25 protein-coding genes are annotated in these 25320 nt (G+C 68.4%); 24 read left to right on the forward strand and 1 reads right to left on the reverse strand.

The window, feature by feature from the left end:
- Nucleotides 1–197: 197 nt before the first annotated feature.
- The 11 genes from BLQ61_RS00005 to BLQ61_RS00055 all read left to right on the forward strand — a co-directional run bounded on the left by BLQ61_RS00005 (nucleotide 198) and on the right by BLQ61_RS00055 (nucleotide 11613).
- Nucleotides 198–953 carry a 16S rRNA pseudouridine(516) synthase gene (locus BLQ61_RS00005; RefSeq protein WP_091565107.1) on the forward strand — a complete coding sequence of 252 codons (756 nt, stop codon included), beginning with the start codon at nucleotides 198–200 and terminating at the stop codon, nucleotides 951–953.
- Between the two features lie 194 nt (nucleotides 954–1147).
- On the forward strand, nucleotides 1148–2128 hold the full coding sequence (locus BLQ61_RS00010) for a YncE family protein (RefSeq protein WP_091565109.1): 981 nt from the start codon (nucleotides 1148–1150) through the stop codon (nucleotides 2126–2128).
- Nucleotides 2115–2948 carry a polysaccharide deacetylase family protein gene (locus BLQ61_RS00015; RefSeq protein WP_175488176.1) on the forward strand — a complete coding sequence of 278 codons (834 nt, stop codon included), beginning with the start codon at nucleotides 2115–2117 and terminating at the stop codon, nucleotides 2946–2948. Before BLQ61_RS00010 ends, BLQ61_RS00015 begins: the two co-directional genes overlap by 14 nt.
- Complete coding sequence (locus BLQ61_RS00020) at nucleotides 2945–3931, forward strand: sterol desaturase family protein (RefSeq protein ID WP_091565117.1); 987 nt, start codon at nucleotides 2945–2947, stop codon at nucleotides 3929–3931. Before BLQ61_RS00015 ends, BLQ61_RS00020 begins: the two co-directional genes overlap by 4 nt.
- A gap of 48 nt (nucleotides 3932–3979) precedes the next feature.
- Nucleotides 3980–4831, forward strand: a complete 852-nt coding sequence (locus tag BLQ61_RS00025; protein ID WP_091565119.1) for an EI24 domain-containing protein — start codon at nucleotides 3980–3982, stop codon at nucleotides 4829–4831.
- Nucleotides 4828–5649 (forward strand): competence/damage-inducible protein A, encoded by an 822-nt coding sequence (locus tag BLQ61_RS00030; protein WP_091565121.1) that lies wholly within the window; start codon nucleotides 4828–4830, stop codon nucleotides 5647–5649. The genes BLQ61_RS00025 and BLQ61_RS00030 overlap by 4 nt, the downstream gene beginning before the upstream one ends.
- A gap of 126 nt (nucleotides 5650–5775) precedes the next feature.
- Nucleotides 5776–7191 carry a type I glutamate--ammonia ligase gene (glnA, locus tag BLQ61_RS00035; protein ID WP_091565122.1) on the forward strand — a complete coding sequence of 472 codons (1416 nt, stop codon included), beginning with the start codon at nucleotides 5776–5778 and terminating at the stop codon, nucleotides 7189–7191.
- 92 nt (nucleotides 7192–7283) lie between these two features.
- Nucleotides 7284–7784: a hypothetical protein gene (locus tag BLQ61_RS00040; protein ID WP_091565123.1), complete on the forward strand. Its 501-nt coding sequence runs from the start codon at nucleotides 7284–7286 to the stop codon at nucleotides 7782–7784.
- 83 nt (nucleotides 7785–7867) lie between these two features.
- Nucleotides 7868–8941, forward strand: a complete 1074-nt coding sequence (glnL, locus tag BLQ61_RS00045) for a nitrogen regulation protein NR(II) (protein ID WP_091565124.1) — start codon at nucleotides 7868–7870, stop codon at nucleotides 8939–8941.
- Between the two features lie 20 nt (nucleotides 8942–8961).
- Nucleotides 8962–10470, forward strand: a complete 1509-nt coding sequence (gene ntrC, locus BLQ61_RS00050; RefSeq protein WP_091565125.1) for a nitrogen regulation protein NR(I) — start codon at nucleotides 8962–8964, stop codon at nucleotides 10468–10470.
- Between the two features lie 183 nt (nucleotides 10471–10653).
- Nucleotides 10654–11613, forward strand: coding sequence for a ferritin-like domain-containing protein (locus tag BLQ61_RS00055; protein ID WP_091565127.1), 960 nt, complete (start codon nucleotides 10654–10656; stop codon nucleotides 11611–11613).
- An 82-nt stretch (nucleotides 11614–11695) separates the two neighbouring features.
- On the opposite strand, the gene xth is transcribed toward BLQ61_RS00055, so the two are convergent.
- Complete coding sequence (gene xth / locus BLQ61_RS00060; protein ID WP_091565129.1) at nucleotides 11696–12475, reverse strand: exodeoxyribonuclease III; 780 nt, start codon at nucleotides 12473–12475, stop codon at nucleotides 11696–11698.
- Between the two features lie 133 nt (nucleotides 12476–12608).
- Here xth and BLQ61_RS00065 point away from each other — a divergent pair, with 133 nt between their 5' ends.
- The 13 genes from BLQ61_RS00065 to BLQ61_RS00125 all read left to right on the forward strand — a co-directional run bounded on the left by BLQ61_RS00065 (nucleotide 12609) and on the right by BLQ61_RS00125 (nucleotide 25230).
- Nucleotides 12609–13343 (forward strand): SDR family NAD(P)-dependent oxidoreductase, encoded by a 735-nt coding sequence (locus tag BLQ61_RS00065; protein WP_091565135.1) that lies wholly within the window; start codon nucleotides 12609–12611, stop codon nucleotides 13341–13343.
- Nucleotides 13344–13371: 28 nt separating this feature from the next.
- Complete coding sequence (locus BLQ61_RS00070) at nucleotides 13372–14157, forward strand: SDR family NAD(P)-dependent oxidoreductase (RefSeq protein WP_091565136.1); 786 nt, start codon at nucleotides 13372–13374, stop codon at nucleotides 14155–14157.
- Nucleotides 14158–14171: 14 nt separating this feature from the next.
- Nucleotides 14172–14831, forward strand: a complete 660-nt coding sequence (locus BLQ61_RS00075) for a nuclear transport factor 2 family protein (protein WP_091565139.1) — start codon at nucleotides 14172–14174, stop codon at nucleotides 14829–14831.
- A gap of 19 nt (nucleotides 14832–14850) precedes the next feature.
- Nucleotides 14851–15939: an alkene reductase gene (locus tag BLQ61_RS00080; RefSeq protein ID WP_091565152.1), complete on the forward strand. Its 1089-nt coding sequence runs from the start codon at nucleotides 14851–14853 to the stop codon at nucleotides 15937–15939.
- Nucleotides 15940–16272: 333 nt separating this feature from the next.
- Nucleotides 16273–17187 (forward strand): VOC family protein, encoded by a 915-nt coding sequence (locus BLQ61_RS00085; protein ID WP_091565153.1) that lies wholly within the window; start codon nucleotides 16273–16275, stop codon nucleotides 17185–17187.
- A gap of 29 nt (nucleotides 17188–17216) precedes the next feature.
- A complete protein-coding gene (locus BLQ61_RS00090) occupies nucleotides 17217–18095 on the forward strand; it encodes a CoA transferase subunit A (RefSeq protein ID WP_091565154.1) in 879 nt (292 codons plus the stop codon).
- A 12-nt stretch (nucleotides 18096–18107) separates the two neighbouring features.
- Nucleotides 18108–18878: a CoA-transferase subunit beta gene (locus BLQ61_RS00095; protein WP_091565155.1), complete on the forward strand. Its 771-nt coding sequence runs from the start codon at nucleotides 18108–18110 to the stop codon at nucleotides 18876–18878.
- A gap of 1 nt (nucleotide 18879) precedes the next feature.
- Nucleotides 18880–19788 carry an enoyl-CoA hydratase gene (locus BLQ61_RS00100; RefSeq protein WP_091565156.1) on the forward strand — a complete coding sequence of 303 codons (909 nt, stop codon included), beginning with the start codon at nucleotides 18880–18882 and terminating at the stop codon, nucleotides 19786–19788.
- On the forward strand, nucleotides 19785–20912 hold the full coding sequence (locus BLQ61_RS00105) for an NAD(P)H-dependent flavin oxidoreductase (protein ID WP_091565161.1): 1128 nt from the start codon (nucleotides 19785–19787) through the stop codon (nucleotides 20910–20912). The genes BLQ61_RS00100 and BLQ61_RS00105 overlap by 4 nt, the downstream gene beginning before the upstream one ends.
- Nucleotides 20913–20947: 35 nt before the next feature.
- Complete coding sequence (locus BLQ61_RS00110; RefSeq protein WP_091566401.1) at nucleotides 20948–21706, forward strand: enoyl-CoA hydratase family protein; 759 nt, start codon at nucleotides 20948–20950, stop codon at nucleotides 21704–21706.
- 55 nt (nucleotides 21707–21761) lie between these two features.
- Nucleotides 21762–22916 carry an acyl-CoA dehydrogenase family protein gene (locus tag BLQ61_RS00115; RefSeq protein ID WP_091565164.1) on the forward strand — a complete coding sequence of 385 codons (1155 nt, stop codon included), beginning with the start codon at nucleotides 21762–21764 and terminating at the stop codon, nucleotides 22914–22916.
- A 23-nt stretch (nucleotides 22917–22939) separates the two neighbouring features.
- Nucleotides 22940–24079 carry an acyl-CoA dehydrogenase family protein gene (locus tag BLQ61_RS00120; RefSeq protein ID WP_091565168.1) on the forward strand — a complete coding sequence of 380 codons (1140 nt, stop codon included), beginning with the start codon at nucleotides 22940–22942 and terminating at the stop codon, nucleotides 24077–24079.
- Nucleotides 24076–25230 carry an acetyl-CoA C-acetyltransferase gene (locus tag BLQ61_RS00125; protein WP_091565171.1) on the forward strand — a complete coding sequence of 385 codons (1155 nt, stop codon included), beginning with the start codon at nucleotides 24076–24078 and terminating at the stop codon, nucleotides 25228–25230. Before BLQ61_RS00120 ends, BLQ61_RS00125 begins: the two co-directional genes overlap by 4 nt.
- Nucleotides 25231–25320: the final 90 nt, after the last annotated feature.

Genomic DNA, 25320 nt, shown 5'->3' on the forward strand with positions numbered 1-25320 from the left:
TCCCGAACAGGACCGTGAAACGACTTCGCGCCGATGATAGTGCGGATTCCCGTGTGAAAGTAGGTCATCGTCAGGCTACCCCCATTCCGCCAATACCAACGCCCTCCCACTCCCAAAGAGTGGGAGGGCGTTCGGCGTTGGGGATTCCATAAGCCTGCTTTCAAGCGGCCCCTTTTATTAATCGCGATATTTCCTCCATGCAGCTCCAGGATTTGTTGTTCACTCAAGGCTTTGGTACGCGGCGTGTCTGTGCCGGCCTAGTGCAGCGGGGATTCGTGGCGCTGCAGCAGCAGGGCGATGGCGATGCCCCGGCACGATGGCTGATCTGTGACGACCCAGCTGCGGACGTGCAGGAAGATGGGTTGCGCTTCATGGTGCAGGGCCAGGCGTGGGAATACCACCGCCATGCCTACATTGCCATGCACAAGCCGGCCGGTGTGGAGTGTTCACAAAAACCGTCGGCCTATCCCAGCGTGTATTCGCTGTTGGCGGCGCCGCTGCGCCAGCGCCCTGCCAAGGGCGCAGTGCAGGGCGTCCAGGCCATCGGACGCCTCGACCAGGACACGACCGGGTTGCTGCTGCTCAGCGACGACGGACAGTTCATCCATCGCATGAGCTCTCCGAAGAAGCAGGTGCCCAAGGTGTACCGCGTGACCGCTAAGCACCCAGTGTCCGATGCACAGATCGAACGCCTCCTGGCGGGCGTGGTGCTGGACGATGACCCGCGCCCCGTGCAGGCTGCCACATGCGAGCGCCGGCAAGACCATGTGATCGACCTCACGCTGACATCGGGCAAATACCACCAAGTCAAGCGCATGCTGGCGGCCGTCGGCAACCGGGTCGAGGCGCTGCACCGCTCGCGCATCGGTGGACTGCAGTTGCCACCGGACCTTGCGCCGGGTGCATGGTGCTGGCTTTATCATGCGCAGCTGGAGTCGTTGAGGCAGGCCTGAGCATATGGCCTTGGTTGCACCACTGGATTTCTCTCGCTAGCAACTCAGGCATCGTCAACTGGCTGGCCCGCGCGCCCGTTGAGTCCAACCCGGAACAAGCGGCGGCATGCCGATGTTTTCCGCTTGTTGACGTTGCCGGGGCCAACTTGATCATTCCAGCAAAGGGCAGGCAGGTGCGAAACGCGAATTCATGGATGCGGCGACTGGCCCTGTGCAGCTCGCTGGCCGCTTTTTTTCTGCCCTGCGCCGTGCGGGCGACGCAGGAGCCGCCGCCGCCGCTGTTCGTGCTCAATTCGCTGCAGGGTGACATCAGCGTCATCGACCCGGTCAGCTGGAAGGAGCGTGAGCGCATTCCCACCGGCAAGGAGCCGCACCATCTGTATCTGACGCCCGACGAGAAATCCATCGTCGTCGCCAATGCACTGGGCGACAGCCTGACCTTCATCGACCCGCAGAGCGCCCAGGTGCAGCGCACGATCCGCGGCATCCTGGACCCCTACCACCTGCGCTTCTCCCCCGACATGAAGTGGCTGGTCATCGCCGCCAACCGCCTGAACCATGTGGACTTCTACCGCTGGGACGGGACCGAATTGCGCCTAGCGCAGCGCGTGGCCACCGGCAAGACACCCAGCCACCTGTGGATCGACGCCGCCAGCCGCACGGTCTACGCCACCATGCAGGACAGTGACGAACTGGTGGCCATCGACATGGCCACCCAGACCATCCGCGCGCGCGTGCCCACCGGGCCCATGCCGGCGGATGTCTATGGCAGCCCGGACGGTAAACACCTGTTCGTCGGCCTGACTGGCGGTGACAGTGTCGAAGTGTTCGACCTTGGCGGCACCCAGCCGCGCAGCGTCCAGCGCATCAAGACCGCCGATGGGGCCCATGCCTTCCGCGCCGCGGGAGATGGGCGGCACCTGTATGTCAGCAACCGTGTCGCCAACACCATTAGCAAGATCGACATGCAGGCGCTGCGCGTGGTGGACAGCTATCCCGCTCCTGGCGGTCCCGACTGCATGGATGCGTCATCCGACGGGCGGTTGCTGTACGTGAGTGCACGCTGGGCGCGCAAGCTGCTGGTCATCGACACCGAGCAACGCAAGGTGGTGAAGACCGTGCCGGTCGGCAAATCCCCGCATGGTGTCTGGACGCTGCGCCATGCACAGCGGTGAAGAGCGGGCCCGTGGTGTCGTTGCACAGCGGCTGATTGCTGCGTTATTGATAGCTGGATGCCCTTTGTTTTCAATGGCTGAAGGCCAAAGTGACTGCAAAGGGACGGTTTACCTGACCTTCGACACCGGCCACATGGGCGTGGCGCCGCTGGTGGCCGAGGTGCTGGCACGTCAGCGGGTGCGCGTGACCTTTTTCGCCGCCGACGAGCGCACCCAGGACGGCGGCAGCAGCCTGGACCCGCACTGGGCATCCTGGTGGAGAGCGCGTGCGGCGGAAGGGCACGAGTTCGCCTCGCACACCCTGCACCACACCTACTGGCGTGCCGACGCCGCGGGCGCCGATGGGAAGCCGCTGTTCCGTGTCCAGCCTTCGGCCGGCCCGCGAGCCGGCAACCGCTACACGCTGACCGAGGCAGAGTATTGCCAGGAAATCGATGCCGCCGCCGAGCGCCTGCGCACCGTCACCGGCCGCGCGCCTATGCCGTTGTTCCGCGCGCCGGGCGGCAAGACCTCGCCGGCCCTGCTGGCGGCAGCGCAGCGCTGTGGCTACACGCATGTCGGCTGGTCGCCCGCCGGGTTCCTGGGTGACGAGCTGCCCAGCGAGCGGTTCAGCAACCAGGCGCTGCTCAAGCGCGCGCTACGCGACGTGCGCAGCGGCGACATCCTGCTGGCGCACCTGGGCATCTGGTCGCGCAAGGACGCCTGGGCGCCCGCGGTGCTGGAGCCACTCATTCAGGGCCTGAAGGCGCGCGGGCTGTGCTTTCGCACGCTGGCAGAGCATCCGGTCTATGGCGCCACGCGCCGCGGCGGCCCGCCATGACGCAGTGGCTGGCCTGGCTCGCGGCCACATTCGATGCCGCGCAGCAGTGGCTGTTCGAAGGACTGGTCCAGCCGCTGCTATTCCATCTGGGCATGGCCAGCGTGCTGGAAGATGCCTATGCAGCCACCGGCTGGTTGCTGGTCGGTCTGGTGCAACTGGCGGTGATGGTCGCCGTGATCGCGCCGCTGGAGCGCTGGCGCCCGGTCGAGCCGGTGCACGACCGCGCCGCGGTACGCACCGACGTGCTCTACACCTTGGTGCACCGGCTGGGCCTGTTCCGGCTGGCACTGTTCTTCACCGTCGATCCGCTGTGGGACGCGGCGTTCGGCGCCCTTCGGGTGCACGGCTGGCACGGCATGCAGCTGGATGCGCTGTGGCCGGGCGTGACCGACCGGCCGCTCGCCAGCCTGCTGCTGTATCTGCTGGCATTCGACCTGCTGGACTACTGCCTGCACCGCGCCCAGCACCGCTTCGACTGGTGGTGGCGGCTGCATTCCCTGCACCACTCGCAGCGCCAGATGACGCTGTGGAGCGACAACCGCAACCACCTGCTGGACGACCTGCTGCGCGATGCCATCGTGGTGCTGGCGGCGCAGTGCATCGGCGTTGCGCCCGGGCAATTCGTGGCCATCGTCGCCATTACCCAGCTCAGCGAATCGCTGCAGCATGCCAACCTGCGCGCCGGCTTCGGCCGCCTGGGCGGGCGCCTGTGGGTCAGTCCGCGTTTCCATCGGCGCCACCATGCCATCGAACCCGTCGCGGCTGCCGTCAGCGGCGCGCCCGTGCCCTACAGCTGCAACTATGGCGTGTTGCTGCCGTGGTGGGACATGCTGCTGGGCACGGCCGACTTCAGCGGCGGCGAGGGGCCGACCGGCGTGCTCGACCAGGTGGTGCCCGGGCGTAATGGGCGGTTGCGCGACTATGGGCGGGGCTTCTGGCAACAGCAGTGGCGCGGCCTGCTGCGCTTGGCCGGTCGGGCCTGAGTGCAGGGGCAGGGCGACCCGCCCGGCCTTCCCTTATGCTTGCGCGCCATGGGTCTGCTGGTCGATTCCTTCTGGCGCGCCGCGGCGTATTGCCTGGTGCCGCGCGTCATCGCGCTGTCGCTGCTGCCGCTGGCGCTGATCGCCGTGGTAGCAGGCGTCGGCGGCTGGCTGTTGTGGGCCGATGCCGTGGCCTGGACGCAGTCGGCGCTGGAGCACGCGCATTGGTTGGCTACGCTGTGGGGCTGGCTCGGCCACCTCGGTCTGGGCGATCCGTCCGGTGCGTTGGCGCCATGGCTGGTGGTGCTGGCGGCGCTGCCGGTGATCGTCATCGTCTGCGTACTGGCCGTGGCTGCGCTGGTGACGCCGGCGCTGGTGCGCCTGGTGGCGGCGCGCCGCTTTGCACAACTTGAGCGTCGGCACGGCGCCTCGCTGGCGGCCAGCATCGCCTGGGCCGCAGGCAGTACCCTGGCGGCACTGGCGGCGATGCTGGTGTCCATGCCGCTGTGGCTGATACCGCCGCTGGTCCTGGTGCTGCCGCCGCTGATCTGGGGCTGGCTGAACTATCGCGTCATGGCCTTCGACGCCCTGTCCGAGCACGCCAGCAAGCCCGAGCGCATGGCCATCTTCCAGCGCCACCAGTGGCAACTGCTCGTCATCGGCGTGCTGTGCGGCTTCTTGGGTGCCGCACCGGGGGTGGTGTGGCTGTCCGGCGTGGTGTTCGCCGCAGCCTTTTTCATCCTGGTGCCGCTGGCCATCTGGATCTACACCTTGGTTTTCGTGTTTTCCTCACTGTGGTTCACCCATTTCTGCCTGGCGGCGCTGGAGCAGCTGCGCCAGTCCCCAGACACCCTGTCCGGCGTCGGCAGTCCGCCGGCTTCTTCCAACCTTCCTGCACCATGATCCCTGCCTTTGGCCTCATCATCGTCGGCGACGAAATCCTCTCCGGCAAGCGCGCCGACAAGCACCTGCCCAAGGTCATCGAGCTGCTGGGCGAGCGCGGCTTGGCGCTGTCGCACGCCGACTATGTGGGCGATGACCGCAGCCGCCTCACGGCCACGCTGCAACGCGCCTTTGCCAGTCCCGACGTGACTTTCTGCTGCGGCGGCATCGGCGCCACGCCCGATGACCACACGCGCCAGAGCGCCGCGGCGGCGCTCGGCCGCGCGCTGCGCCCGCACGAGCACGCGCAGACGCTGATCCGCGAGCGCATGCAGGACATGGCACGCGAGCAGGGCGAAGCCTTCGCGCCCGAGCGCGCCGACAACCTGCAGCGCCTGCAGATGGGCATGCTGCCCGAGGGCGCGCGCATCATCCCCAACCCCTACAACAAGATTCCCGGCTTCTCGTGCGATGGCGTGGGCGGTGGCGTGGTGCACTTCGTGCCGGGGTTTCCGGTGATGGCTTGGCCGATGATCGAGTGGGTGCTGGACCACACCTGTCGCCAGTGGTTCGACCGCACGCCGCAGCTGGAGCATTCTGTGGTGCTGTTCGGCGCCATGGAGTCGGCACTGACGCCGCTGATGGAGCGCATCGAGGCCGCGCACCCTGGCATCAAGGTGTTCAGCCTGCCCAGCGTCGACCATCCGGTGCACGGCCGGCACATCGAACTGGGCGTCAAGGGGCCGGCGCCGCTGGTGCCCGCGGCCTGGCAGGCGCTGCAATCCGAACTGCACCAATCTAGTGCATCACTCGGCCCCGAATTGGTGCGCAAGCGCTGATTGCCGGGCACAGCGTTGGCCGACCCCGTGGGGCTGCGCCGCCGTGCCGGCCCTCGCCCGTGCTGGCACGCAAAATGCTGAGATCCTTGTATTCCTATCGATGAGCCGCTCAACCTGGAGAACCTGATGGCCAAGACCGTTGCTGACGTGATGAACATGGTGGAGGAGAACGAAGTCAAGTTCGTCGACCTGCGCTTCACCGACACTCGTGGCAAGGAGCAACACGTCACCGTGCCGGTGTCGCACTTCGACGAGGACAAGTTCAGCCACGGCCACGCCTTCGACGGCTCGTCCATGGCTGGCTGGAAGGGCATCGAGGCCTCGGACATGCAGCTCATGCCTGATCCGACCACCGCCAACATCGACCCGTTCTTCGAAGAAACCACGCTGATCCTGCAGTGCGACGTGGTCGAGCCCGGCGACGGCAAGGCCTACGACCGCGACCCGCGCTCCATCGCCAAGCGCGCTGAGGCCTACCTCAAGGCCTCGGGCCTGGGCGACACCGCCTACTTCGGCCCGGAGCCCGAGTTTTTCATCTTCGACGGCGTGCGCTGGAGCAACGAGCCCGGCAAGGTGTTCTTCGAGATCGACGAATACGAGGCGCCGTGGAACAGCGGCGCCAGGCTGGAGGGCGGCAACCGTGGCCACCGTCCGACCACCAAGGGTGGCTACTTCCCCGTGCCGCCGGTGGACAGCACGCACGACATGCGTGCCGAGATGGTGCTGCTGCTGGAGCAGCTGGGCATCCCGGTCGAGGTGTTCCACCACGAGGTGGGCGGCGCCGGCCAGAACGAGATCGGCACGCGCTTTTCCACGCTGGTCGAGCGCGCCGACTGGACGCAGACCATGAAGTACGTCATCTGGAACGTGGCCAACGCCTACGGCAAGACGGCGACCTTCATGCCCAAGCCCTACGCCGGTGACAACGGCTCGGGCATGCACGTGCACCAGTCGATCTGGAAGGACGGCAAGAACCTGTTCGCCGGCGACGGCTACGCCGGTCTGTCGGATTTCGCGCTGTACTACATCGGCGGCATCATCCAGCACGCGCGCGCGCTCAACGCCATCACCAACCCCGGCACCAACAGCTACAAGCGCCTGGTGCCCGGCTTCGAGGCGCCGGTCAAGCTGGCCTACAGCTCGCGCAACCGTTCAGCGTCCATCCGCATTCCCTACGTCGCCAACCCCAAGGGCCGACGCATCGAGGCGCGCTTCCCCGATCCGCTGATGAACCCCTACCTGGGTTTCGCCGCGCTGATGATGGCCGGCCTGGACGGCGTGGAAAACAAGATCCACCCCGGCGAGGCCGCCACCAAGGACCTGTACCACCTGCCGCCTGAAGAAGACAAGCTGGTGCCCACCGTCTGCCACAGCCTGGACCAGGCGCTGGAGGCGCTGGACCAGGACCGCGGCTTCCTGACCAAGGGCGGGGTGTTCTCGGACAACATGCTGGATGCCTACATCGAGCTGAAGATGGGCGAGGTGCAGCGCTTCCGCATGGCGCCGCACCCGGTCGAGTACGACATGTACTACTCGCTGTAAGCCGGGTTTTGCCCCGGCGGACGATTCAGGGATACTTGCCGGCTCACGGCGCGCCGCCCGGTCGGCGGCGCCGCCCGCAAGGATCCATGCCCATGAAACACACCCTGATCGTCCTGGCCGCGGCACTGGCGGCCGCGCTGCCGGTGGGCGCGCAGGACCGCATCTACCGCTGCGGCAACGAATACACCAACCAGGTCAGCCAAGCCAAAGAGCGCGGCTGCCGCCTGGTCGAGGGCGGCAACGTCACCGTGCTGCAGGCCACGCCGCGCCGCGCTGCGCCTGCGGCCACGCCATCGGCGCCCGCGGCGGCGGCCAGTGCCTCGCCCGCCGGCGCGCCGCGCGTGGCCACCGCGGACCAGCGCGCGCGCGACGCCGACGCCCGTGCCATCCTAGAAGATGAACTGCGCAAGGCCGAGTCACGTTTGGCCGAGCTGCGCCGCGAATACAACGACGGTGCGCCGCAGCGCACCGCGCTGGAGCTGCGCAACCCCCAGGGCTACTTGGAGCGCACCGCCGAGCTGAAAGCCGGCGTGGCCCGGGCCGAGGCCGACGTGGCTGGCATCCGCCGCGAGCTGGGCCGGCTGAACCGCTGAAGCCGTCGTCCGGTGCCAGCCCAGTGGCGGTTTCTCTCGCGCATCCGCGCCCGCTGTACGCAAGGACCCCCATCGCCGCTTCCATGATCCCTGTTGACCCAGTATCGCCTGACTGGCAGGCGCTGGACTGGATCGGCACGCCCGTCGCCGTGCTCGACCGCCAGGGCGCGGTGCTGTTTGCCAACTGTGCGCTGGAAAACCTGCTGGGTCTGTCGCGGCGCATGCTGGCGGGAATGCCGCTAGCGCGGCTGCTGGCCGATGCCGGGCCGCTGGCACGGGCGCTGGCCGATGTCGGCACGCTGGACGATGCCGAAGTGCGGTTCTCCGCGCAGCTGATCGGCGCGCACCAGGCACCGGTGGAGGTGCAGGCCTGCCTGCGCGCGGCGGGGCCCGTGCGGCCGACGCTGGTGCTGGAGCTGGCGCTGCCCGGAGCGCACATGCGCCAGGAGCGCGAGGAGCGCCTGCGCGAGCAGGGCGAGGCATACCGGGAACTGGTGCGCAACCTGGCGCACGAGATCCGCAACCCGCTGGGCGGCATCCGCGGCGCGGCGCAGCTGCTGCAGCTGGAGCTGCCGGGCCCGGAGCTGGCCGACTACACCTGGCTGATCATCGCCGAGGCCGATCGCCTGCGCGCCCTGCTGGACCGGCTACTGGAGCCGCACCGCGCCGGCGGCCAGCCCGGCCAGGTGAACATCCATGAAATCTGCGAGCACGTCCGCACGCTGGTGCAGGCCGAGCACCCTCAGGGGCTGGCGCTGCGGCGCGACTATGACGCCTCGATCCCTGAGCTGCACGGCGACCGCGCGGCACTGGTACAGGCGCTGCTGAACATGCTGCGCAACGCCTGCCAGGCGCTGGCCGAACGCATCGCGGCGGGTGATGCCGAGATCGTGCTGCGCACGCGCGTGGCGCACCAGGTGGTGCTGGGCCACCGCCAGCACCGGCTGGCGCTGGTGCTGGACGTGATCGACAACGGACCGGGCGTGCCCGAGACGCTGCGCGAGCGCATTTTCCTGCCGCTGGTCACCGGCCGCGCCGACGGCACCGGGCTGGGGTTGACGCTGGCGCAGGCCATCGCCCAGCGCCATGGCGGCCTGGTCGAATGCGACAGCCGGCCCGGGCACACGCGCTTTTCGCTGGTGCTGCCGCTGGCCTGATCCTTGCAAGCGTGTCGACCATGGACCATCCGCACCCACCCGCCATCTGGATCGTGGACGACGACCCGTCGATCCGCTTCGTGCTCGAACGTGCGCTGGCGCGCGAAGGCCTGGCCTCGCGCAGCTTCGCCAGTGCCGATGCGGTGCGCCAGGCGCTGCATGCAGCCGCCGCTGCCGGGCACGGAACGCCGCAGGTGCTGCTCAGCGATATCCGCATGCCGGGCGATTCCGGCCTGCAGCTGCTGGCCGAACTGCGCCAGCAGCTGCCGCGGATGGCGGTGATCGTCATGACCGCCTATTCCGACCTGGACAGCGCCGTGGCCGCGTTCCAGGGCGGGGCGTTCGACTACCTGTCCAAACCCTTCGACGTGCAGCAGGCGGTGGCGCTGGTGCGCCGCGCGCTGCCCGAGCGTGGCGCCGGGCCGGCCGGCGACCCGCCAGGCGAGGCGCAGCCACCCGAGATGCTGGGCCAAGCGCCGGCGATGCAGGAGGTCTTTCGTGCCATCGGCCGCCTGAGCCAGAGCTTGGCCAGCGTGCTGGTGACCGGCGAGACCGGCACCGGCAAGGAACTGGTGGCGCGTGCGCTGCACCGCCACTCGCCGGTCGCCGGCGGGCCGTTCGTCGCCATCAACACCGCCGCCATCCCGCGCGAGTTGCTGGAAAGCGAGCTCTTCGGCCACGAGCGCGGCGCCTTCACTGGCGCGGCAGCGCAGCGGCGAGGGCATTTCGAGCAGGCCGACGGCGGCACGCTGTTCCTGGACGAGATCGGCGACATGCCGCTGGAGCTGCAGACGCGGCTGCTGCGCGTGCTCTCCGAGGGCCAGTTCCACCGCGTGGGCGGGCATGTCAGCGTGCACGTGCGTGTGCGCGTCATCGCTGCCACGCACCAAGACCTGGAGCAGCGCGTGCGCGCCGGCAGCTTCCGCGAGGACCTGTTCCACCGGCTGAACGTCATCCGCCTGCGCCTGCCGCCGCTGCGCGAGCGCAGCCTGGACGTGCCGATGCTGGCGCGCCACTTCCTGGCGCTGGCCGCGCGCCAGCTGGGCGTGGCGCCCAAGCGCCTGGACGACGAGGCCATGGCCTGCCTGGCGCGCTATGCCTTTCCCGGCAACGTGCGCCAGCTGGAGAACATCTGTCACTGGCTGACGGTGATGGCGCCGGCGCAGATGATCGCCAGCGCCGACCTGCCGCCCGAGGTGCGCGCCGATTCGGGTGTGACGGCCGCGGCCGCGCCGGTCAGCCCCCAGGCCGGCGCTGGCGGTTGGGAGGCGGCACTGGCGCAGGAGACCCGCCAGCTGCTGGACGCTGGTCGCGCGCACATCTGGACTGGCTTGGCCGCACGCTTCGAGGCGGTGCTCATCCGCAGCGCGCTGCAGGCCACGCAGGGGCGGCGCATCGAGGCCGCGCAGCGCCTGGGAATGGGGCGCAACACCCTGGCGCGCAAGCTGCACGAGCTGCGCCTGGATACTCCCGAGGGCAGTCCAGCCGATTCCGCGAGCGGCACGGGCGTTCGCGGGAAGTTTGAATGAAAAACGGCCCGAGCCCTTTGTTTACAAGGGCCTGCAGCTATCAACAAGATAGTGATGACGTGAAGGGAGAATGGACATGCCGCCCGGCGGCGCGTCCTACACATTTGCGCTCGCGCTGCTGACCCGGCGGGCACAGCCCGACTTGAAGAATGGCCGCATTGTTCAACCAACCGGAGAATCTTCATGTCGGATTTCAAGGATGCCAACCGTGACCCGCTCACCAACGAGCCGGGCGCGCACCCCGTCGGAACCGGGGTCGGCGCCGCCGGTGGCGCCGTGGCCGGTGCTGCTGCCGGAGCGTTCGGCGGCCCGATCGGCGCTGCGGTCGGCGGCATCGCCGGCGCCATCGTCGGCGGCCTGGCGGGCAAGGCCGCGGCCGAGTCGGTCAACCCCACGGCCGAAGATGCCTATTGGCGCGAGAGCTATCACCGCGAGCCCTACTACCAGGGCGGCCGTACCTATGATGAATACCGTCCGGCGTATGAGCTGGGCTGGAGTTCGGTGGGCCGCTACGAAGGCGACTTCGCCGCTGTCGAGCCGCAGCTGTCGCGTGACTGGGGCACGGCACGCGGTACCAGCACGCTGGACTGGGAGCAGGCCCGCCCTGCTACCCAGGCCGCCTGGGAGCGTGCCCGCACCAACGCCGTCACCCCGCCCATCACTACCAACGGCACGACGCTGAATGGCACGGTGGACAACGACGACGTGGTGGACGTGCTGGACGACCTGCTGGAGTGCAGCCGCGATGGCGAATATGGCTTCCGCACCTCGGCCGAGCGTGCGGACAGCCCTGAGCTGAAGCAAATCCTGATGCGCCATGCGACCGAGTGCGCCTCCGCTGCCGCCGAGCTGGAGCGCGAGATCCGCGCCCACGGCGGTGAGCCGTCCGATGGTGGCACGGTGTCGGGTGCGCTGCACCGCGGCTGGGTGTCGGTAAAGACCGCCCTGTCCACCAACGACGACAAGGCCGTGCTGAACGAGTGCGAGCGTGGCGAGGATGCTGCCGTGGCGCGTTACCGCAAGGCCCTGAAGGCAACGTTGCCGGCCAACATCCGCGCGCTGGTCGAGCGCCAGGCGCAGGGCGTGCAGCGCAACCACGATGAGATCAAGGCATTGCGCGACCGCTACGACGCGGCGTCGTAACACCGCCTCTCGGATGCCGGCCATACATGGCCGGCGCGGATGGCCGCCTGTCGCCGGGCGGCCATTTTCTTGTGCGTGCCGGTCAGCCGGCCAGCGTCGCCACCACCGGCGCGTGGTCGCTGGGCTGCGGGTTCTTGCGTGGCGCGCGGTCCACTTGGCAGGCCTGCACGCCATCCTTCAACGCATCGCTGACCAGAATGTGGTCGATGCGCAGGCCGCGGTTCTTCTGGAAGCCCAGCATGCGGTAATCCCACCAGGAAAAGGTCTTGTCCGGCTGCTCGAACAGGCGGAAGGCATCGTGCAGCCCCAGGCCCAGCAAGCCGCGGAAATGCGCACGCTCCTCGTCGGTGTGGTGGATGCTGCCGGCCAGGCCCACCGGGTCGAACGAGTCGCGGTCCTCCGGGGCGATGTTGAAGTCGCCCACCAGCGCCAGGCGCCGCCACTGCGCCAGCTGCTCGCGCAGCCAGGCCTGCAGGGCCTCCAGCCAGGCCATCTTGTAGGCGAACTTGTCACTGCCCGGTGCCTGGCCGTTCACAAAATAGCCGTTCACCAGCCGCAGCGGGCCGGCTGCGGTGGGCAGCGTGCCAGCGATGACACGCGCCTGCGTGTCGTCGTGGCCGGGGATGTTGCGCACCACGTCCTGCAGCGGCGCGCGGCTGATCCAGGCGACGCCGTTGTAGGTTTTCTGGCCGAAGCTCACGGCGTGGTAGCCCAGCTCCTCGAACGCGGCGTGCGGGAATTTCTCGTCCACCAGCTTCAGCTCTTGCAGGCCTAGCGCCTCGACCGGGTTGGTGCGCAGCCAGTCCAGCACCTGCGGCAGGCGGACGGACAGGGAATTGACGTTCCAAGTAGCAATTTGCATGGGTTCTTGTCGGCGAAAGAGGAAGGAGACGCAAGGGGGGAGACGGTTTTCTAGTCCCATCAGACGATGGGTGCGCCCGGATTTGTGCCTACGCTGAAGACAGATTCAACAGCTTCGGCAACAGGGGACAACAATGCGTTTGGCAACGAAAGTGGCAGTGGTAACGGGCGCCGGCCAGGGTATGGGGCGCGCGATCGCCCGCCATTTTGCCCAGGAAGGCGCCATGGTGGTGGCGCTGGACCTGAACGAGCAGGCCGCAAGCGAGAGCCTGCAGGGTCTGGAGGGCGAGCATTGGGCGCGCGCGGTCAACGTCGCTGACAGCCAGGCGGTGGCGGCGCTGTTCCAAGAACTGGGCCAGGCCTTCGGCCGCGTGGACGTGCTGGTGAACAACGCCGGCATCGGCTCGGTCGATCAGTTCGCCGACATCCCGGACGAGACCTGGAAGCGCGTCATGGGCGTGAACCTGGACGGGGCGTTCTACTGCGCCCGCGAGGCGGTCAAGCTGATGCTGGCGTCCGGCACGCGCGGCGCGGTGGTCAACATCTCCAGTACCTCGGCGGTCAGTGGCGACGGCCCGGCGCACTACTGCGCGTCCAAGGCCGCGCTGATGGGCCTGACGCGCTGCATGGCCAAGGAGCTGGCGCCCAAGGGCATCCGCGTGAACACGCTGGTGCCAGGGCCCACCAACACACCCATGATGCAGAGCATTCCGCAGGAGTGGACCGACGCCATCATCGCCGGCGTGCCCCTAGGCCGCATGGCCGAGCCCGAGGACATCGCCCGCGTGGCGCTGTTCCTGGCCAGCGACGACAGCGGCTTCGTCACCGGGCAGAACGTGGCCGTGAACGGCGGCAGCGCGTTCCTCTGAGGTTCGCAAGACAAGGAAAGGACAGGCTATGAGCCAGAACAACGACAAGCGCGGGCGTCTGCAAGGCAAGGTGGCCTTCGTGACCGGGGGCGGGTCGGGCATCGGCGCCGCCACGGCCGAGCGTTTCGCGCAAGAGGACGCCACGGTGGTGATCTGCGGCCGGCGCCAGGCGCCGCTGGATGAGGTGGTGGGTCGGATCCGCGCCGCCGGCGGCCAGGCGCACGCCATGGTGGCCGACGTGGGCGTGGAAGAACAGCTGGTGGGCGCGCTGGAGCAGGCCGCGGCCACGCACGGCGGGCTGCACATCCTGGTGAACAACGCCATGGCCTACACCTGGGGCGGCATCGAGGGCATGTCCACCGAGGACTGGCGCGCCAACTTCACCACCTCGGTGGACGGCACCTTCTGGGGCACGCGCACGGCGATGAAGCTGATGAAGGACAGTGGCGGCGCCATCGTCAACGTCAGCTCCATCTGCGGCACGCTGGGCACGCCGCAGATGTCGGGCTACTCGGCGGCCAAGGCGGCGATCATCAACTTCTCGCGCGCCGCCGCGGCCGAAGGCGCCGCCAGCGGCGTGCGCGTGAACGTGGTAGTGCCGGCCGTGGTCGAGACGCCGGCCACCGCCGGCATGCTGTCGGACGAGTCCACGCGCCGCAACACCGAAAAGATCATCCCCATGGGCCGCGTCGGCCAGCCCGAAGAGCTGGCCAGCGCCGTGTTGTTCCTGGCCAGCGACGAGGCCGCCTACATCACCGGCGCCGCGCTGCCGGTGGACGGCGGCCGATCGGCCGTGCTGGTGACCGCGCTGTGAGCGAAGGCACGAGCATGCAGGATCAGCAGAACGCCAGCGTGCCGGTCTGGCCGGCCACGCTGGAAGAGCGCATCGACCGGCTGGAGTCGCTCGACGCCATCCGCCAGCTGGCGGGCAAGTATTCGCTGTCCCTGGACATGCGCGACATGGACGCTCACGTCAACCTGTTCGCGCCCGACATCCGCGTCGGCCGCGAAAAGGTGGGCCGGGCGCACTTCAAGGCCTGGCAGGACAGCACGCTGCGCGACCAGTTCACCGGCACCTCGCACCACCTGGGCCAGCACATCATCGAGTTCGCCGACCGCGACCACGCCACCGGCGTCGTCTACTCCAAGAACGAGCACGAGTGCGGCGCCGAGTGGGTCGTCATGCAGATGCTCTACTGGGACGACTACGAGCGCATCGACGGGCAGTGGTTCTTCCGCCGCCGCCTGCCGTGCTACTGGTACGCCACCGACCTGAACAAGCCGCCGATCGGCGACATGAAGATGCGCTGGCCGGGGCGCGAGCCCTACCGCGGCGCGTTCCACGAGCTGTTTCCCAGCTGGCGCGAGTTCTGGGCCCAGCGCCCGGGCAAGGACGAGCTACCCGAGGTGGCCGCCCCGGCGCCGCTGGAGCAGTTTTTGCGCAGCATGCGCCGCGGCGCGCCTGACCCGCGCATGCGCGTGCGCTGACGCCCGAGGAGCCTCCGAGATGAGCGACCACGACATCCTCTTCACCCCCGTGCAGTTGGGCCGCCTGGCGCTGCGCAACCGCATCGTCATGGCGCCCATGACGCGCAACCGCGCCGAGGCCGACGGCACGCCCAACGCCCTGATGGCCGAGCACTACGGCCAGCGCGCCGACGCCGGACTGATCGTGGCCGAGGGCACCTGGCCCGAGGCCGAGGGCCAGGCCTACTGCCGCCAGCCCGGCATCGCCACCGCCGCGCAGGTGCGCGGCTGGCAGCGCGTGACCGACGCCGTGCACGCGCGCGGCGGCACGATCGTGCTGCAGATCATGCATTCCGGGCGCATCGGCAGCCGGCACATCAAGCCGGCCGGCGTGCGCACCGTGGCGCCCTCGGCCGTCCAGGCGCGCGGCCAAGTCTGGACCGATGCCGCCGGCATGCAGGACTTCGACGCACCCGAGGAGCTGAGCGCCGACGAGGTGCGCGCCGCCATCGCCGGCCATGCAGCCGCGGCGCAGCGCGCCATCGACGCCGGCTTCGACGGCGTCGAGCTGCACGGCACCAGCGGCTACCTGTCCATGCAGTTTCTGAGCTCGGCCACCAACCAGCGCAGCGACGTCTACGGCGGTGACGCGCGCGGCCGCGTGCGCTTCGCCGTGGAATGCCTGCAGGCCATGGCGGGCGCCATTGGCGCCGGCCGGGTCGGCCTGCGGCTGAACCCGGGCAATACCTACAACGACACTGCCGACGAGGACTCGGGCGCCACGCACGCGGAGCTGATGCGTCAGGCCGGCGGCCTGGATCTGGCCTACCTGCACGTCATGCGCGCGGCCGACCCGCGGCTCGATGCCTTCGCCCTGGCGCGCGCGCACTTCGGCCCGCGGTTGATCCTGAACGATGGCTTCGATGCGGTCAGCGCCCGCGCGGCGCTGCACGCGGGCGAAGGCCAGGCGATCTCGTTCGCGCGCCATTTCGTCGGCAACCCGGACCTGGTCGAGCGGCTGCGCCGGGGCCTGCCGCTGGCACGTTTCGATCGCAAGACGCTCTACACGCCTGGCGCCGCCGGCTACACCGACTACCCGCTGGCGCAGCAGCCCCTGCAGCCTGCCTGATGCAGCGGCTGGCGCCGCGCGCCAGCCGCGTGGATTCCTTGGGCCGGCCTTGTGCCGCCATTTCGCGCCGTAGCCCGCCATTCCGGGCACCGGCGTTTTTTTTGTCCGGCATCCGGCGGTTCGGGGCCTACCGTCGCAGATGCGACATGCGTTTGCGGTGTTTGAAGACGATTCGGCCTGCAGCCCATATTCCACAAGGGTCTGAAGCTATTTTTTGTGTAGCAAAAGCAGCAGTCTTCGTTAGTCTCAATGGACGATGTTGCGCGGCGGGCGCGCCACCAGAATCCGCTCCATACACACCCTCAAAACAACCGGTATGGAGGCACAAAAGTCATGATGGAAATACGTGGACTGGCCTATGTGGTCGCCGAGAGCACAGACGTGCAGCGCTGGAGCGACTATGCGCGCGACGTGCTGGGCATGATGGCCACGCCGGGCGAGGGCGGGGCGCTGCAGATCAAGATGGACGAGCGCCAGTTCCGCTTCCAGGTGCTGCCGGGCGAGTCCGACCGTTACTTGGCCTCGGGCTGGGAGGTGGCCAACCGCGACGCCTTCGCGCAGGCACTGAAGGTGCTGGACCAGGCCAAGCAAGCCTACGAACTGGCCGACGAGGCGCTATGCCGCCAGCGCGGCGTGCAGCAGATGGCCGTGGTCCGCGACCCGTCGGGCAACCGCCACGAGATCGTCTGGGGCTTCAAGTCCGACTTCAAGCATTTCGCCTCGCCGCAGGGTGTATCGAAGTTCATCACGGGCGACTACGGCATGGGCCACACGGTGCTGCCGGCGCCCGACTTCGAGGCCACGGTGGTCTTCGCCCGTGACGTGCTGGGCTTCGGCCTGGCCGACATCTACAACTTCCGCCCGGGTGGGGATGCCGGTCCGGTGGTGCGCATCCACTTCTTCCACTGCGCCAACGGCCGCCACCACAGCCTGGCGCTGGCCGAGTTCCCGGTGCCCAGCGGCTGCGTGCACGTCATGGTCGAGGTGGAGAACATGCCCGAGGTGGGCCGCGCCATGGACCGCATGAAGGCGCAGAGGGTGGTGCAGACCGCCACGCTGGGTCAGCACACCAACGACAAGATGATCTCCTTCTACATGCGCTCGCCGTCCAACTTCGATGTCGAGTACGGCTACGGCGGCGCCATCGTCGATTGGGACAAGCACATCACCCACGAATTCACGCAGGTCAGCCTGTGGGGGCATGACTTCAGCATCGCCCGCCCGGCCGAGCCCGCGCAAGCCGCCTGACAGTCGAGTGAAGAACGAGCAGGAAAGACATGGCCAATAAATTGATGAATCCGCAGCAGGTGGTCGCCTCGATCCAGGACGGCATGACCGTCGGCATCGGCGGCTGGGGCCCGCGCCGCAAGCCCATGGCGCTGGTGCGCGAGCTGCTGCGCAGCCCGGTCAAGGATCTGACGGTGGTCGCCTATGGCGGCGCCGACGTCGGCATGCTGTGCGCCGCCGGCAAGGTCAAGAAGCTGATCTTCGCCTTCGTGACGCTGGACTTCATCCCGCTGGAGCCGTACTTCCGCAAGGCACGCCAGGAAGGCGCCATCGAGGTCATGGAGATCGACGAGGGCCAGATGGTGCTGGGCCTGAAGGCCGCCGGCATGCGCGTGCCCTTCATTCCCACGCGCATCGGCCTGGGCACCGACGTGCTGACGCGCAACCCGCAGCTCCGCCTGATCGACTCGCCCTACGACAACAAGCAGTGGGTGGCCATGCCGGCGCTGCCGCTGGACGTGGCGCTGGTGCACGTGAACCGCGCCGACGCGCGCGGCGTGTGCCAGATCAGCGGCCCGGACCACTACCTGGACGACCTGTTCGTGCGTGCCGCCAAGCAGACCTACGTGAGCTGCGACGAGCTGGTGGAAGACGCCGCGTTCGCCAGCGAGAACGATGCGCGCCTGGTGTTCTGGGAGCGCTCGGAGACCACCGGCGTGGTGCACCTGTCCGGCGGTGCCCATCCCTCGTCGTGCGCGCCGCTGTACGGCTTCGACACCAAGCACTTCAAGGAATACGTGGCCAGCGCCAAGGAGGACGGCGGCTGGGACGCCTACTTCGCCAAGTACGTGCAATGCGGCGAGCAGGACTATCAGCGACAGGTTGGCGGCATGGAGGCGATCAAGCGCCTGCCCCTGCCGGTGTTTTGAGAGGGGACAACGATGAGTGACATTGCTTTGGTCGACCGCATCATCTGCGCCGCGGCGCAGGCCTGGAAGGACGACGGCGAGGTGCTGGCCACCGGCATCGGCCTGGTGCCGCGCCTGGCGGCCTCGGTGTGCATGAAGTCGGTCAACACCGACCTCCTGATGACCGACTCCGAGGCCTGGCTGGTGCGCGAGCCGGTGCCGGTGGGCCCGCGCGGCGACTACCAGCTCCAGCGCGAGACCTGGATGGGTTTCTCGCGCATCTTCGACAACGTCTGGGGGGGCAAGCGCCACGCCATGGTCGGCCCGGTGCAGGTGGACCGCTTCGGCCAGGCCAACATCTCGATGGTCGGGGGCGACTACGACCGGCCGAAGGCCATGATGCTGGGCGTGCGCGGCTTTCCCGGCAACTCCATCAACCACGCCAACTCGTTCTTCATCCCCAACCACAGCCGCAAGGTGTTCGTGGACGGCGAGGTCGACATGGTGGCCTCGGTCGGCTACAACCCGGCTCGCCTGGCGCGCGGCTGGACGCTGGAGGAGACCACCGACATCCGCTTCATCTACACCAACCTGTGCGTGCTGGATTTCGGCGGCCCCGACCACCAGATGCGCCTGGTGTCGCTGCACCCCGGCGTGACGGTTGAGCAGGTGCAGGAGGCGACTGGCTTTGACATTCATGTGCCGGCCAACGTGGGCGCAACGCCCGACCCGACGCCCGAGCAGCTGGCGCTGCTGGCGCAGCTCGATCCGCACAACCTGCGCGCCACGGTGCTCGGAGCCTGACATGAACCCCTCTGCCACTGCCACCAGCGAATTCGTCGAGCGCGAGGACAGTGCCGTGTACGAGACCGACCAGCCCGTGCTCTACGAGGCGCAGGACGGCATCGCCACGGTCACCATGAACCGCCCCACGTTCAACAACGTGCAGAATTCGCAGATGACCTACGCCCTGGACGAGGCGTTCCGCCGCGCCGTCGACGACGACGCGGTCAAGGTCATCGTGCTGCGCGGCAGCGGCAAGCATTTCAGCGCCGGCCACGACATCGGCACGCCCGGGCGGGACATCAACAAGAGCTTCGAGCGCAAGCACCTGTGGTGGGACCATGTGAACAAGCCGGGCGGCGAGCAGCTGTTCGCGCGCGAGCAGGAGGTCTACCTGGGCATGTGCCGGCGCTGGCGCGACATTCCCAAGCCCATGGTCGCCATGGTGCAGGGCGCCTGCGTCGCCGGAGGGCTGATGCTGGCCTGGGTCTGCGACCTGATCGTCGCCAGCGACGATGCCTTCTTCCAGGATCCGGTGGTGCGCATGGGCATCCCGGGCGTGGAGTATTTTGCCCACGCCCATGAACTGCATCCGCGCATCGCCAAGGAATTCCTGCTGCTGGGCGAGCGCATGGGTGCCGAGCGCGCCGCACAGATGGGCATGGTCAACCGTGTCTATCCGCGCGCCGAACTGGAGGAGCAGACCTACGCCATTGCCCGCCGCCTGGCGCAGCAGCCGCGTCTGGGGCTGGCGCTGACCAAGACGGTGGTCAACCGCGCCGAGGAGCTGCAGGGCCTGCGCGCCACCATGGAAATGGCCTTCGGCTACCACCACTTCGCGCATGCCCACAGCCAGGCCATGGGTGCGGGGCAGCTGGGCGGGCACGACGCCAAGTCCATGGTCCAGGCGAACAAGCGGGAGGCCGCGTGAACGGTCCTGCTTCCGAACTGCACACGCCGCTGTGCGAGCTGCTGGGCTGCCGCTACCCCATCGTGCAGACGGCGATGGGCTGGGTGGCCGGCGCCGACCTGGTGGCAGCGACGACCAACGCCGGGGGCTTCGGCTTCCTGGCCGGCGCGACCATCGCCGCCGACCGCATCGAGGGCGAGATCCTGAAGGTCAAGCGCCTGACGGATGACCGTCCGTTCGGTCTGAACTTCCACATGTTCCAGCCCAACGCCCAGCAACTGCTGGACCTGGCGGTGAAGTACCGCGTGCGCGCGGTGAGCTATGGCCGCGGGCCGGACAAAAAGGTCATCGGCCGGCTGCGCGACGCCGGCGTCGTCTGCATGCCCACGGTGGGAGCGCTCAAGCATGCGCTCAAGGCTATCGAGATGGGTGCCAACGCCATCACGGTGCAGGGCGGCGAAGGCGGGGGCCACACCGGCAGCGTGCCGACCACGGTGTTGCTGCCGCAGGTGGTGGACGCGGTGCAGGTGCCGGTGATCGCTGCCGGTGGGTTCTACGACGGACGCGGCCTGCTGGCGGCGCTGGCCTATGGCGCGCAGGGCATCGCCATGGGCACGCGCTTCCTGATGACCAGCGATTCCCAGGTGCCGGACGCCACGCTGCAGCGCTATGTGCAGACGCGCGACGCCGAGAAGATCGCCATTTCCTATCTGGTGGACGGCATGCCGCAGCGCATGATCCCCAACGAATACCTGACCATGCTCGAGCGCGCCAGCCCACTCAAGCGCCTGCGCATTGCCCTGGGGCTGGCGCTGCAGTGGAAGTCCGAGACCGGCATGACCACTGCCCAGGCGGCCAGCATCTTCATGAAGGCGTTGCGCGAGGATTCGTCCTCGGTAGCGCAGACGGTGATGGCTGCCAACGCGCCCATGCTGCTGCAGCGCTCGATGGTGCAGGGCAACCCGGCCGAAGGCGTGATGTCCGCCGGCCAGGTGGCGGCGCTGATTCCGCGCCTGGACAGCTGCGAGAGCGTGATCTCCGGCATCGTGCGCCAGGCGCTGGAGCGGCGCGACGCGCTGAACCGGTTGACGGCTCCAGGCCCTGCCGTGCCCGCTTCCCCCAGCCGGGCGGCGGCCGTCGCCTGAGGCGTGTTTCCAATACTTTGAAAAGCATCTTTTCCATGTCCAGCCCTCAGTTCCACTCCACCCTCCATGACAGCGGCATCGCCGAGCTGGTGATAGACCGTGCGCCAGTCAACGCGCTGAACGCGGCCGGCTGGAACGGCCTGGCGCGCGAGATCCAGGCGCTGGGCGACAACCCGGCGGTGCGCGTGATCGTCATCCGCGCCGAGAACCGGGGTTTTTGCGCCGGCGTGGACATCAAGGAGCTGGCTGCCAACGACAAGCTCATCGTCGAGGTCAATGCCGGCAACTACGCCACCTTCAAGGCCGTACACCTGAACCAGGTGCCGGTGATCGCGGCCGTGCATGGCTTCGTGCTGGGCGGCGGCATCGGCATCTGCGGCGCAGCCGACATCGTCATCGCCGCCGAGGACGCGACCTTCGGCCTGCCCGAGGTGGACCGGGGCGCCATGGGTGGTGCGGCGCACCTGCAGCGCATGTTCGGCGTTCAAAAGACGCGCTACCTGTTCTTCACCGGCGAGATGATCGGCGCCGCCGAGGCGCTGCGCCTGGGTGCCATCGAGCGCGTGGTGCCGCGCGAGCAGCTGCGCGAGAGCGCCATGGAGGTTGCCGGCAAGATCGCCGCCAAGAGCCCGGCCATGATCCGCATCGCCAAGGAAGCCCTCACCGGCATCGAGGACGGCAACCTGGAGGACAAGTACCGCTGGGAGCAGGGCTTTACCCTGCAGGCCTACATGAGCCCGGATTCCGCCGAGACGCGCGATGCCTTCGTTCAGAAGCGGGACGCCAAGTTCTGACCATCCTTCAGACACCGATTCACTCAGCAGATTGCGCAACCCAAGAGATATCGCAATGGATCTGACCTACACCCCCGCCCAGCAGGCGTTCCGCGCCGAGGTGCGTGCCTGGCTGAAGGACAACGTGCCCGCGCAGCGGCTGCAAAGCTACGACACACGCGAGGGTTTCGAGCAGCACCGCCGTTGGGAAGCCCAGCTGGCCAGTGCCGGTTTCAGCAGCGTCACCTGGCCCAAAGAGCTGGGCGGGCGCGGTTGCGACCTGAATGAATGGCTGATCTTCGAGGAGGAATACTGGGCAGCGGATGCCCCGGCGCGGGTGAACCAGAACGGTATCTTGCTGCTCGGGCCGACGTTGATGGAGTTCGGCACCGAAGAGCAGAAGGCACGCTTTTTGCCGCGCATGGCGCGCTGCGACGACATGTGGGCACAGGGCTGGTCGGAGCCGGGCGCGGGCTCGGACATGGCGGCCATCAGCAGCCGCGCCATCCGCCAGGGCGATAAATTCATCCTGAACGGCCAGAAGATCTGGTCCACCCGAGCGGTGTTCGCCAACTGGCTGTTCGGCCTGTTCCGCAGCGACCCCGCCTCCAGCCGGCATCACGGTCTGAGCTACATCCTGGTGCCACTCGATTCGCCCGGCATCACGGTGCGACCGATCCGTGCCATCAACGGCACCGACCATTTCGCCGAGATCTTCTTCGACGATGTCGAGGTGCCGGCCGAGAACCTGATCGGCGGCGAGGGCAAGGGCTGGAACGTGGCCATGGCCACCGCCGGCTTCGAGCGCGGCCTGCTGCTGCGCTCGCCCGCGCGCTACCAGCGCAGCGCGCAAAAGCTGGCGCAGCTGTACCAGCGCAACCGCGCGCAGGCCGACCGCGACCCTTCCATCCGCGACGCCGTGCTGCGTGCCTGGATGGGCGCCGAGGCCTACACGCTGTCGTCCTACCACACCGTCGGCCGCCTGCACAAGGGCGCGCGCATCGGCGCCGAGGCCAGCACCAACAAGCTGGCCTGGTCGGAGCTGGACATCCTGATCCACGACACGGCGATGCGCATCCTGGGCCAGCGCGCCGAGGTGTTGGACGACGGCGAGGCCAACGAATGGCTGGAAGGCTTCCTGTTCGCCCAGGCCGGCCCCATCTACGCCGGCAGCAACGAGATCCAGCGCAACATCATTGCCCAGCGCATGCTGGGACTGCCCAAGTCCTGAGGCTGCGGCCCGAGGAGCACACCATGGATTTCACCTTCTCCGAAGACCAGATCGCGTTTCGCGATTCCATCAGCCGCTTCCTGATGACCGAGGCCGCGCCCGAGCATCTGCGCGACATCTGGGAAACCCAGTCCGGCCATGCGCCCGAGCTGTGGGCCCGACTGGCCGAGCAGGGCCTGCTGGGATTGTCGGTGCCCGAGGCCGAAGGCGGCATGGGCATGAACGACATCGACTGGGCGCTGCTGCTGCAGGAGACCGGCTATTACGCGCTGCCCGACTGCGTGACCGACACCGCCTATGTTGCTGTCGGCATGCTGGCGGCGCTGCCGCCCGAGCATCCGGTGCGCGTGCGTTGGCTGCCGCGCATCGCTGCGGGCAAGTGCTGCGTTGCCGTGGGCCATCCACTGAACCTGCACGTGCTGGGTGCGGCCACGGCGGACCTGCTGCTGCTGCCGCACCGCACCGAGGCCGGACTGGAGCTGCACGCCGTGCTGCCGGCCGATTGCCGCATCACGCCGCTGCGCAGCCTGGACTCCTCGCGCCGGCTGTGCCAGGTGCAGTGGACGCCTGGTGCTGCCACGCTGATTCTCGACGGCGCCAGCGGCGCTGCCGTCTGGCGCCAGGCCGGCCTGCGCGGCGCCCTGGCGGCTTCGGCGCAGCTGGTGGGGCTGGCCCAGCGCATGCTGGACCTGTCGGTGGACTATGCGGCGCAGCGCAAGCAGTTCGACCGCGCCATCGGCAGCTTCCAGGCCGTGCAGCACCATCTGGCTGATATTGTCACCCGGGTCGAATTCGCCAAGCCGGTGCTGTACCGCGCCTTCTACGCGCTGCAACACGGTGAGCCCGAGGCAGCGCTGCGTGTATCGCATGCCAAGCTGCAGTGCGGCGAGGCCGGCTGGTTCGCGGCGCGCAACGGCCTGCAGGTGCACGGTGCCATGGGCTACACCTGGGAGGTCGACCTGCAGATGTTCATGAAGCGCGCCTGGGCGCTAGACGCTGCCTGGGGCGACCGCGCCCACCACAGCGGCAACCTGGCCACTGGTCTGCTGGAAGGCGAGCACCCGCCCATCGGGCCGGGCCATACCTTCGACCGGCAGGACGTGGGTGCCGCCGGGCAGGCCGTGCCCGTGCGCCAGGCTGTGCCCGAGGAGGTGGCGGCATGAGCGCGCAGGCATACATCGTCGATGCCCTGCGCTCGCCCACCGGCAAGCGCAAGGGTTCGCTGGCCCATGTGCACGGCGCCGACCTGGGTGCGCATGTGATCAAGGCACTGGTCGAGCGCAACGCCGTGCCGGCCGACGAATATGACGACGTGATCTTCGGCTGCGTCGACACCATCGGCCCGCTCGCCGGCGACATCGCGCGCACCTCGTGGCTGGCAGCTGGCATGCCCCTGAATGTGCCCGGCACCACGGTGGACCGCCAGTGCGGCTCGTCGCAGCAGGCGATCCACTTCGCTGCGCAGGCGGTGATGAGCGGCACGCAGGACGTGGTGCTGGCCGGCGGCGTGCAGACCATGAGTGCCATTCCGATTTCCTCGGCCATGCTGGCCGGCCAGCCGCTGGGCTTCACCACGCCGTTCGCCGAGAGCCGTGGCTGGCAGGCCCGCTTCGGTGACGCCCCGGTGAACCAGTTCTACGCTGCCCAGCGCATCGCCGACCACTGGGGCGCCAGCCGTGCCGACATGGAGGTGTTCGCCAAGGAAAGCCACGACCGCGCCTTGCGGGCGATCGCCGAGGGCCGCTTCGAGCGCGAGATCGTGCCCTTCGGCGATTTCCGGATGGACGAGACAGCGCGCCAGAGCACGCTGGAGAAGATGGCCACTCTGGAGCCAGTGGACCCGACCTATCCGTCCATCACCGCCGCCGTGTCCAGTTCCACCTGCGACGCCGCCGCCGCCGTGCTGGTGGTGTCCGAGGCGGCGCTCAAGCGCTACAACCTCACGCCGCGCGCGCGCATCCACCACATGAGCGTGCGCGCCGACGACCCGATCTGGCACCTGACGGCGCCGATCCCGGCCACCGAACATGCCTTGAAGAAGGCGGGCATGAAGATGTCCGACATCGACCTGGTCGAGATCAACGAGGCCTTTGCCTCGGTGGTCATGGCGTGGCTCAAGGAAACCGGCTACGACCATGCGCGCACCAACGTCAACGGCGGTGCCATCGCCCTCGGCCATCCCCTGGGCGCGTCCGGGGCCAAGCTGATGACCACGCTGCTGCACGAACTCGAGCGCACCGGTGGCCGCTACGGCCTGCAGACCATGTGCGAGGGCGGCGGCCAGGCCAACGTGACCATCATCGAGCGCATGTAGGGCCATTGCCCCCTTGAAGGCCGCATGGGGCGCCGCCCCATGCGGCCGTGGCCGCGGCACGGCCGCCATGCCGGTGCCAGCCCGAAGCCC

Source organism: Oryzisolibacter propanilivorax (assembly GCF_900103645.1).
Lineage (GTDB): Bacteria > Pseudomonadota > Gammaproteobacteria > Burkholderiales > Burkholderiaceae_C > Melaminivora > Melaminivora propanilivorax.

What these genes read in the sequence shown, in the direction of transcription:
- BLQ61_RS00020 (WP_091565117.1), top strand. Translation starts at nt 2,945, where the DNA reads ATGACGCAGTGGCTGGCCTGGCTCGCGGCCACATTCGATGCCGCGCAG.
- BLQ61_RS00110 (WP_091566401.1), top strand. Translation starts at nt 20,948, where the DNA reads ATGTCCAGCCCTCAGTTCCACTCCACCCTCCATGACAGCGGCATCGCC.
- BLQ61_RS00125 (WP_091565171.1), top strand. Translation starts at nt 24,076, where the DNA reads ATGAGCGCGCAGGCATACATCGTCGATGCCCTGCGCTCGCCCACCGGC.
- BLQ61_RS00055 (WP_091565127.1), top strand. Translation starts at nt 10,654, where the DNA reads ATGTCGGATTTCAAGGATGCCAACCGTGACCCGCTCACCAACGAGCCG.
- BLQ61_RS00040 (WP_091565123.1), top strand. Translation starts at nt 7,284, where the DNA reads ATGAAACACACCCTGATCGTCCTGGCCGCGGCACTGGCGGCCGCGCTG.
- BLQ61_RS00010 (WP_091565109.1), top strand. Translation starts at nt 1,148, where the DNA reads ATGCGGCGACTGGCCCTGTGCAGCTCGCTGGCCGCTTTTTTTCTGCCC.
- BLQ61_RS00095 (WP_091565155.1), top strand. Translation starts at nt 18,108, where the DNA reads ATGAGTGACATTGCTTTGGTCGACCGCATCATCTGCGCCGCGGCGCAG.
- BLQ61_RS00025 (WP_091565119.1), top strand. Translation starts at nt 3,980, where the DNA reads ATGGGTCTGCTGGTCGATTCCTTCTGGCGCGCCGCGGCGTATTGCCTG.
- glnA (WP_091565122.1), top strand. Translation starts at nt 5,776, where the DNA reads ATGGCCAAGACCGTTGCTGACGTGATGAACATGGTGGAGGAGAACGAA.
- BLQ61_RS00120 (WP_091565168.1), top strand. Translation starts at nt 22,940, where the DNA reads ATGGATTTCACCTTCTCCGAAGACCAGATCGCGTTTCGCGATTCCATC.
- ntrC (WP_091565125.1), top strand. Translation starts at nt 8,962, where the DNA reads ATGGACCATCCGCACCCACCCGCCATCTGGATCGTGGACGACGACCCG.
- BLQ61_RS00005 (WP_091565107.1), top strand. Translation starts at nt 198, where the DNA reads ATGCAGCTCCAGGATTTGTTGTTCACTCAAGGCTTTGGTACGCGGCGT.
- BLQ61_RS00115 (WP_091565164.1), top strand. Translation starts at nt 21,762, where the DNA reads ATGGATCTGACCTACACCCCCGCCCAGCAGGCGTTCCGCGCCGAGGTG.
- BLQ61_RS00015 (WP_175488176.1), top strand. Translation starts at nt 2,115, where the DNA reads ATGCACAGCGGTGAAGAGCGGGCCCGTGGTGTCGTTGCACAGCGGCTG.
- BLQ61_RS00065 (WP_091565135.1), top strand. Translation starts at nt 12,609, where the DNA reads ATGCGTTTGGCAACGAAAGTGGCAGTGGTAACGGGCGCCGGCCAGGGT.
- BLQ61_RS00030 (WP_091565121.1), top strand. Translation starts at nt 4,828, where the DNA reads ATGATCCCTGCCTTTGGCCTCATCATCGTCGGCGACGAAATCCTCTCC.
- glnL (WP_091565124.1), top strand. Translation starts at nt 7,868, where the DNA reads ATGATCCCTGTTGACCCAGTATCGCCTGACTGGCAGGCGCTGGACTGG.
- BLQ61_RS00075 (WP_091565139.1), top strand. Translation starts at nt 14,172, where the DNA reads ATGCAGGATCAGCAGAACGCCAGCGTGCCGGTCTGGCCGGCCACGCTG.
- BLQ61_RS00070 (WP_091565136.1), top strand. Translation starts at nt 13,372, where the DNA reads ATGAGCCAGAACAACGACAAGCGCGGGCGTCTGCAAGGCAAGGTGGCC.
- BLQ61_RS00100 (WP_091565156.1), top strand. Translation starts at nt 18,880, where the DNA reads ATGAACCCCTCTGCCACTGCCACCAGCGAATTCGTCGAGCGCGAGGAC.
- xth (WP_091565129.1), bottom strand. Translation starts at nt 12,475, where the DNA reads ATGCAAATTGCTACTTGGAACGTCAATTCCCTGTCCGTCCGCCTGCCG.
- BLQ61_RS00085 (WP_091565153.1), top strand. Translation starts at nt 16,273, where the DNA reads ATGATGGAAATACGTGGACTGGCCTATGTGGTCGCCGAGAGCACAGAC.
- BLQ61_RS00090 (WP_091565154.1), top strand. Translation starts at nt 17,217, where the DNA reads ATGGCCAATAAATTGATGAATCCGCAGCAGGTGGTCGCCTCGATCCAG.
- BLQ61_RS00080 (WP_091565152.1), top strand. Translation starts at nt 14,851, where the DNA reads ATGAGCGACCACGACATCCTCTTCACCCCCGTGCAGTTGGGCCGCCTG.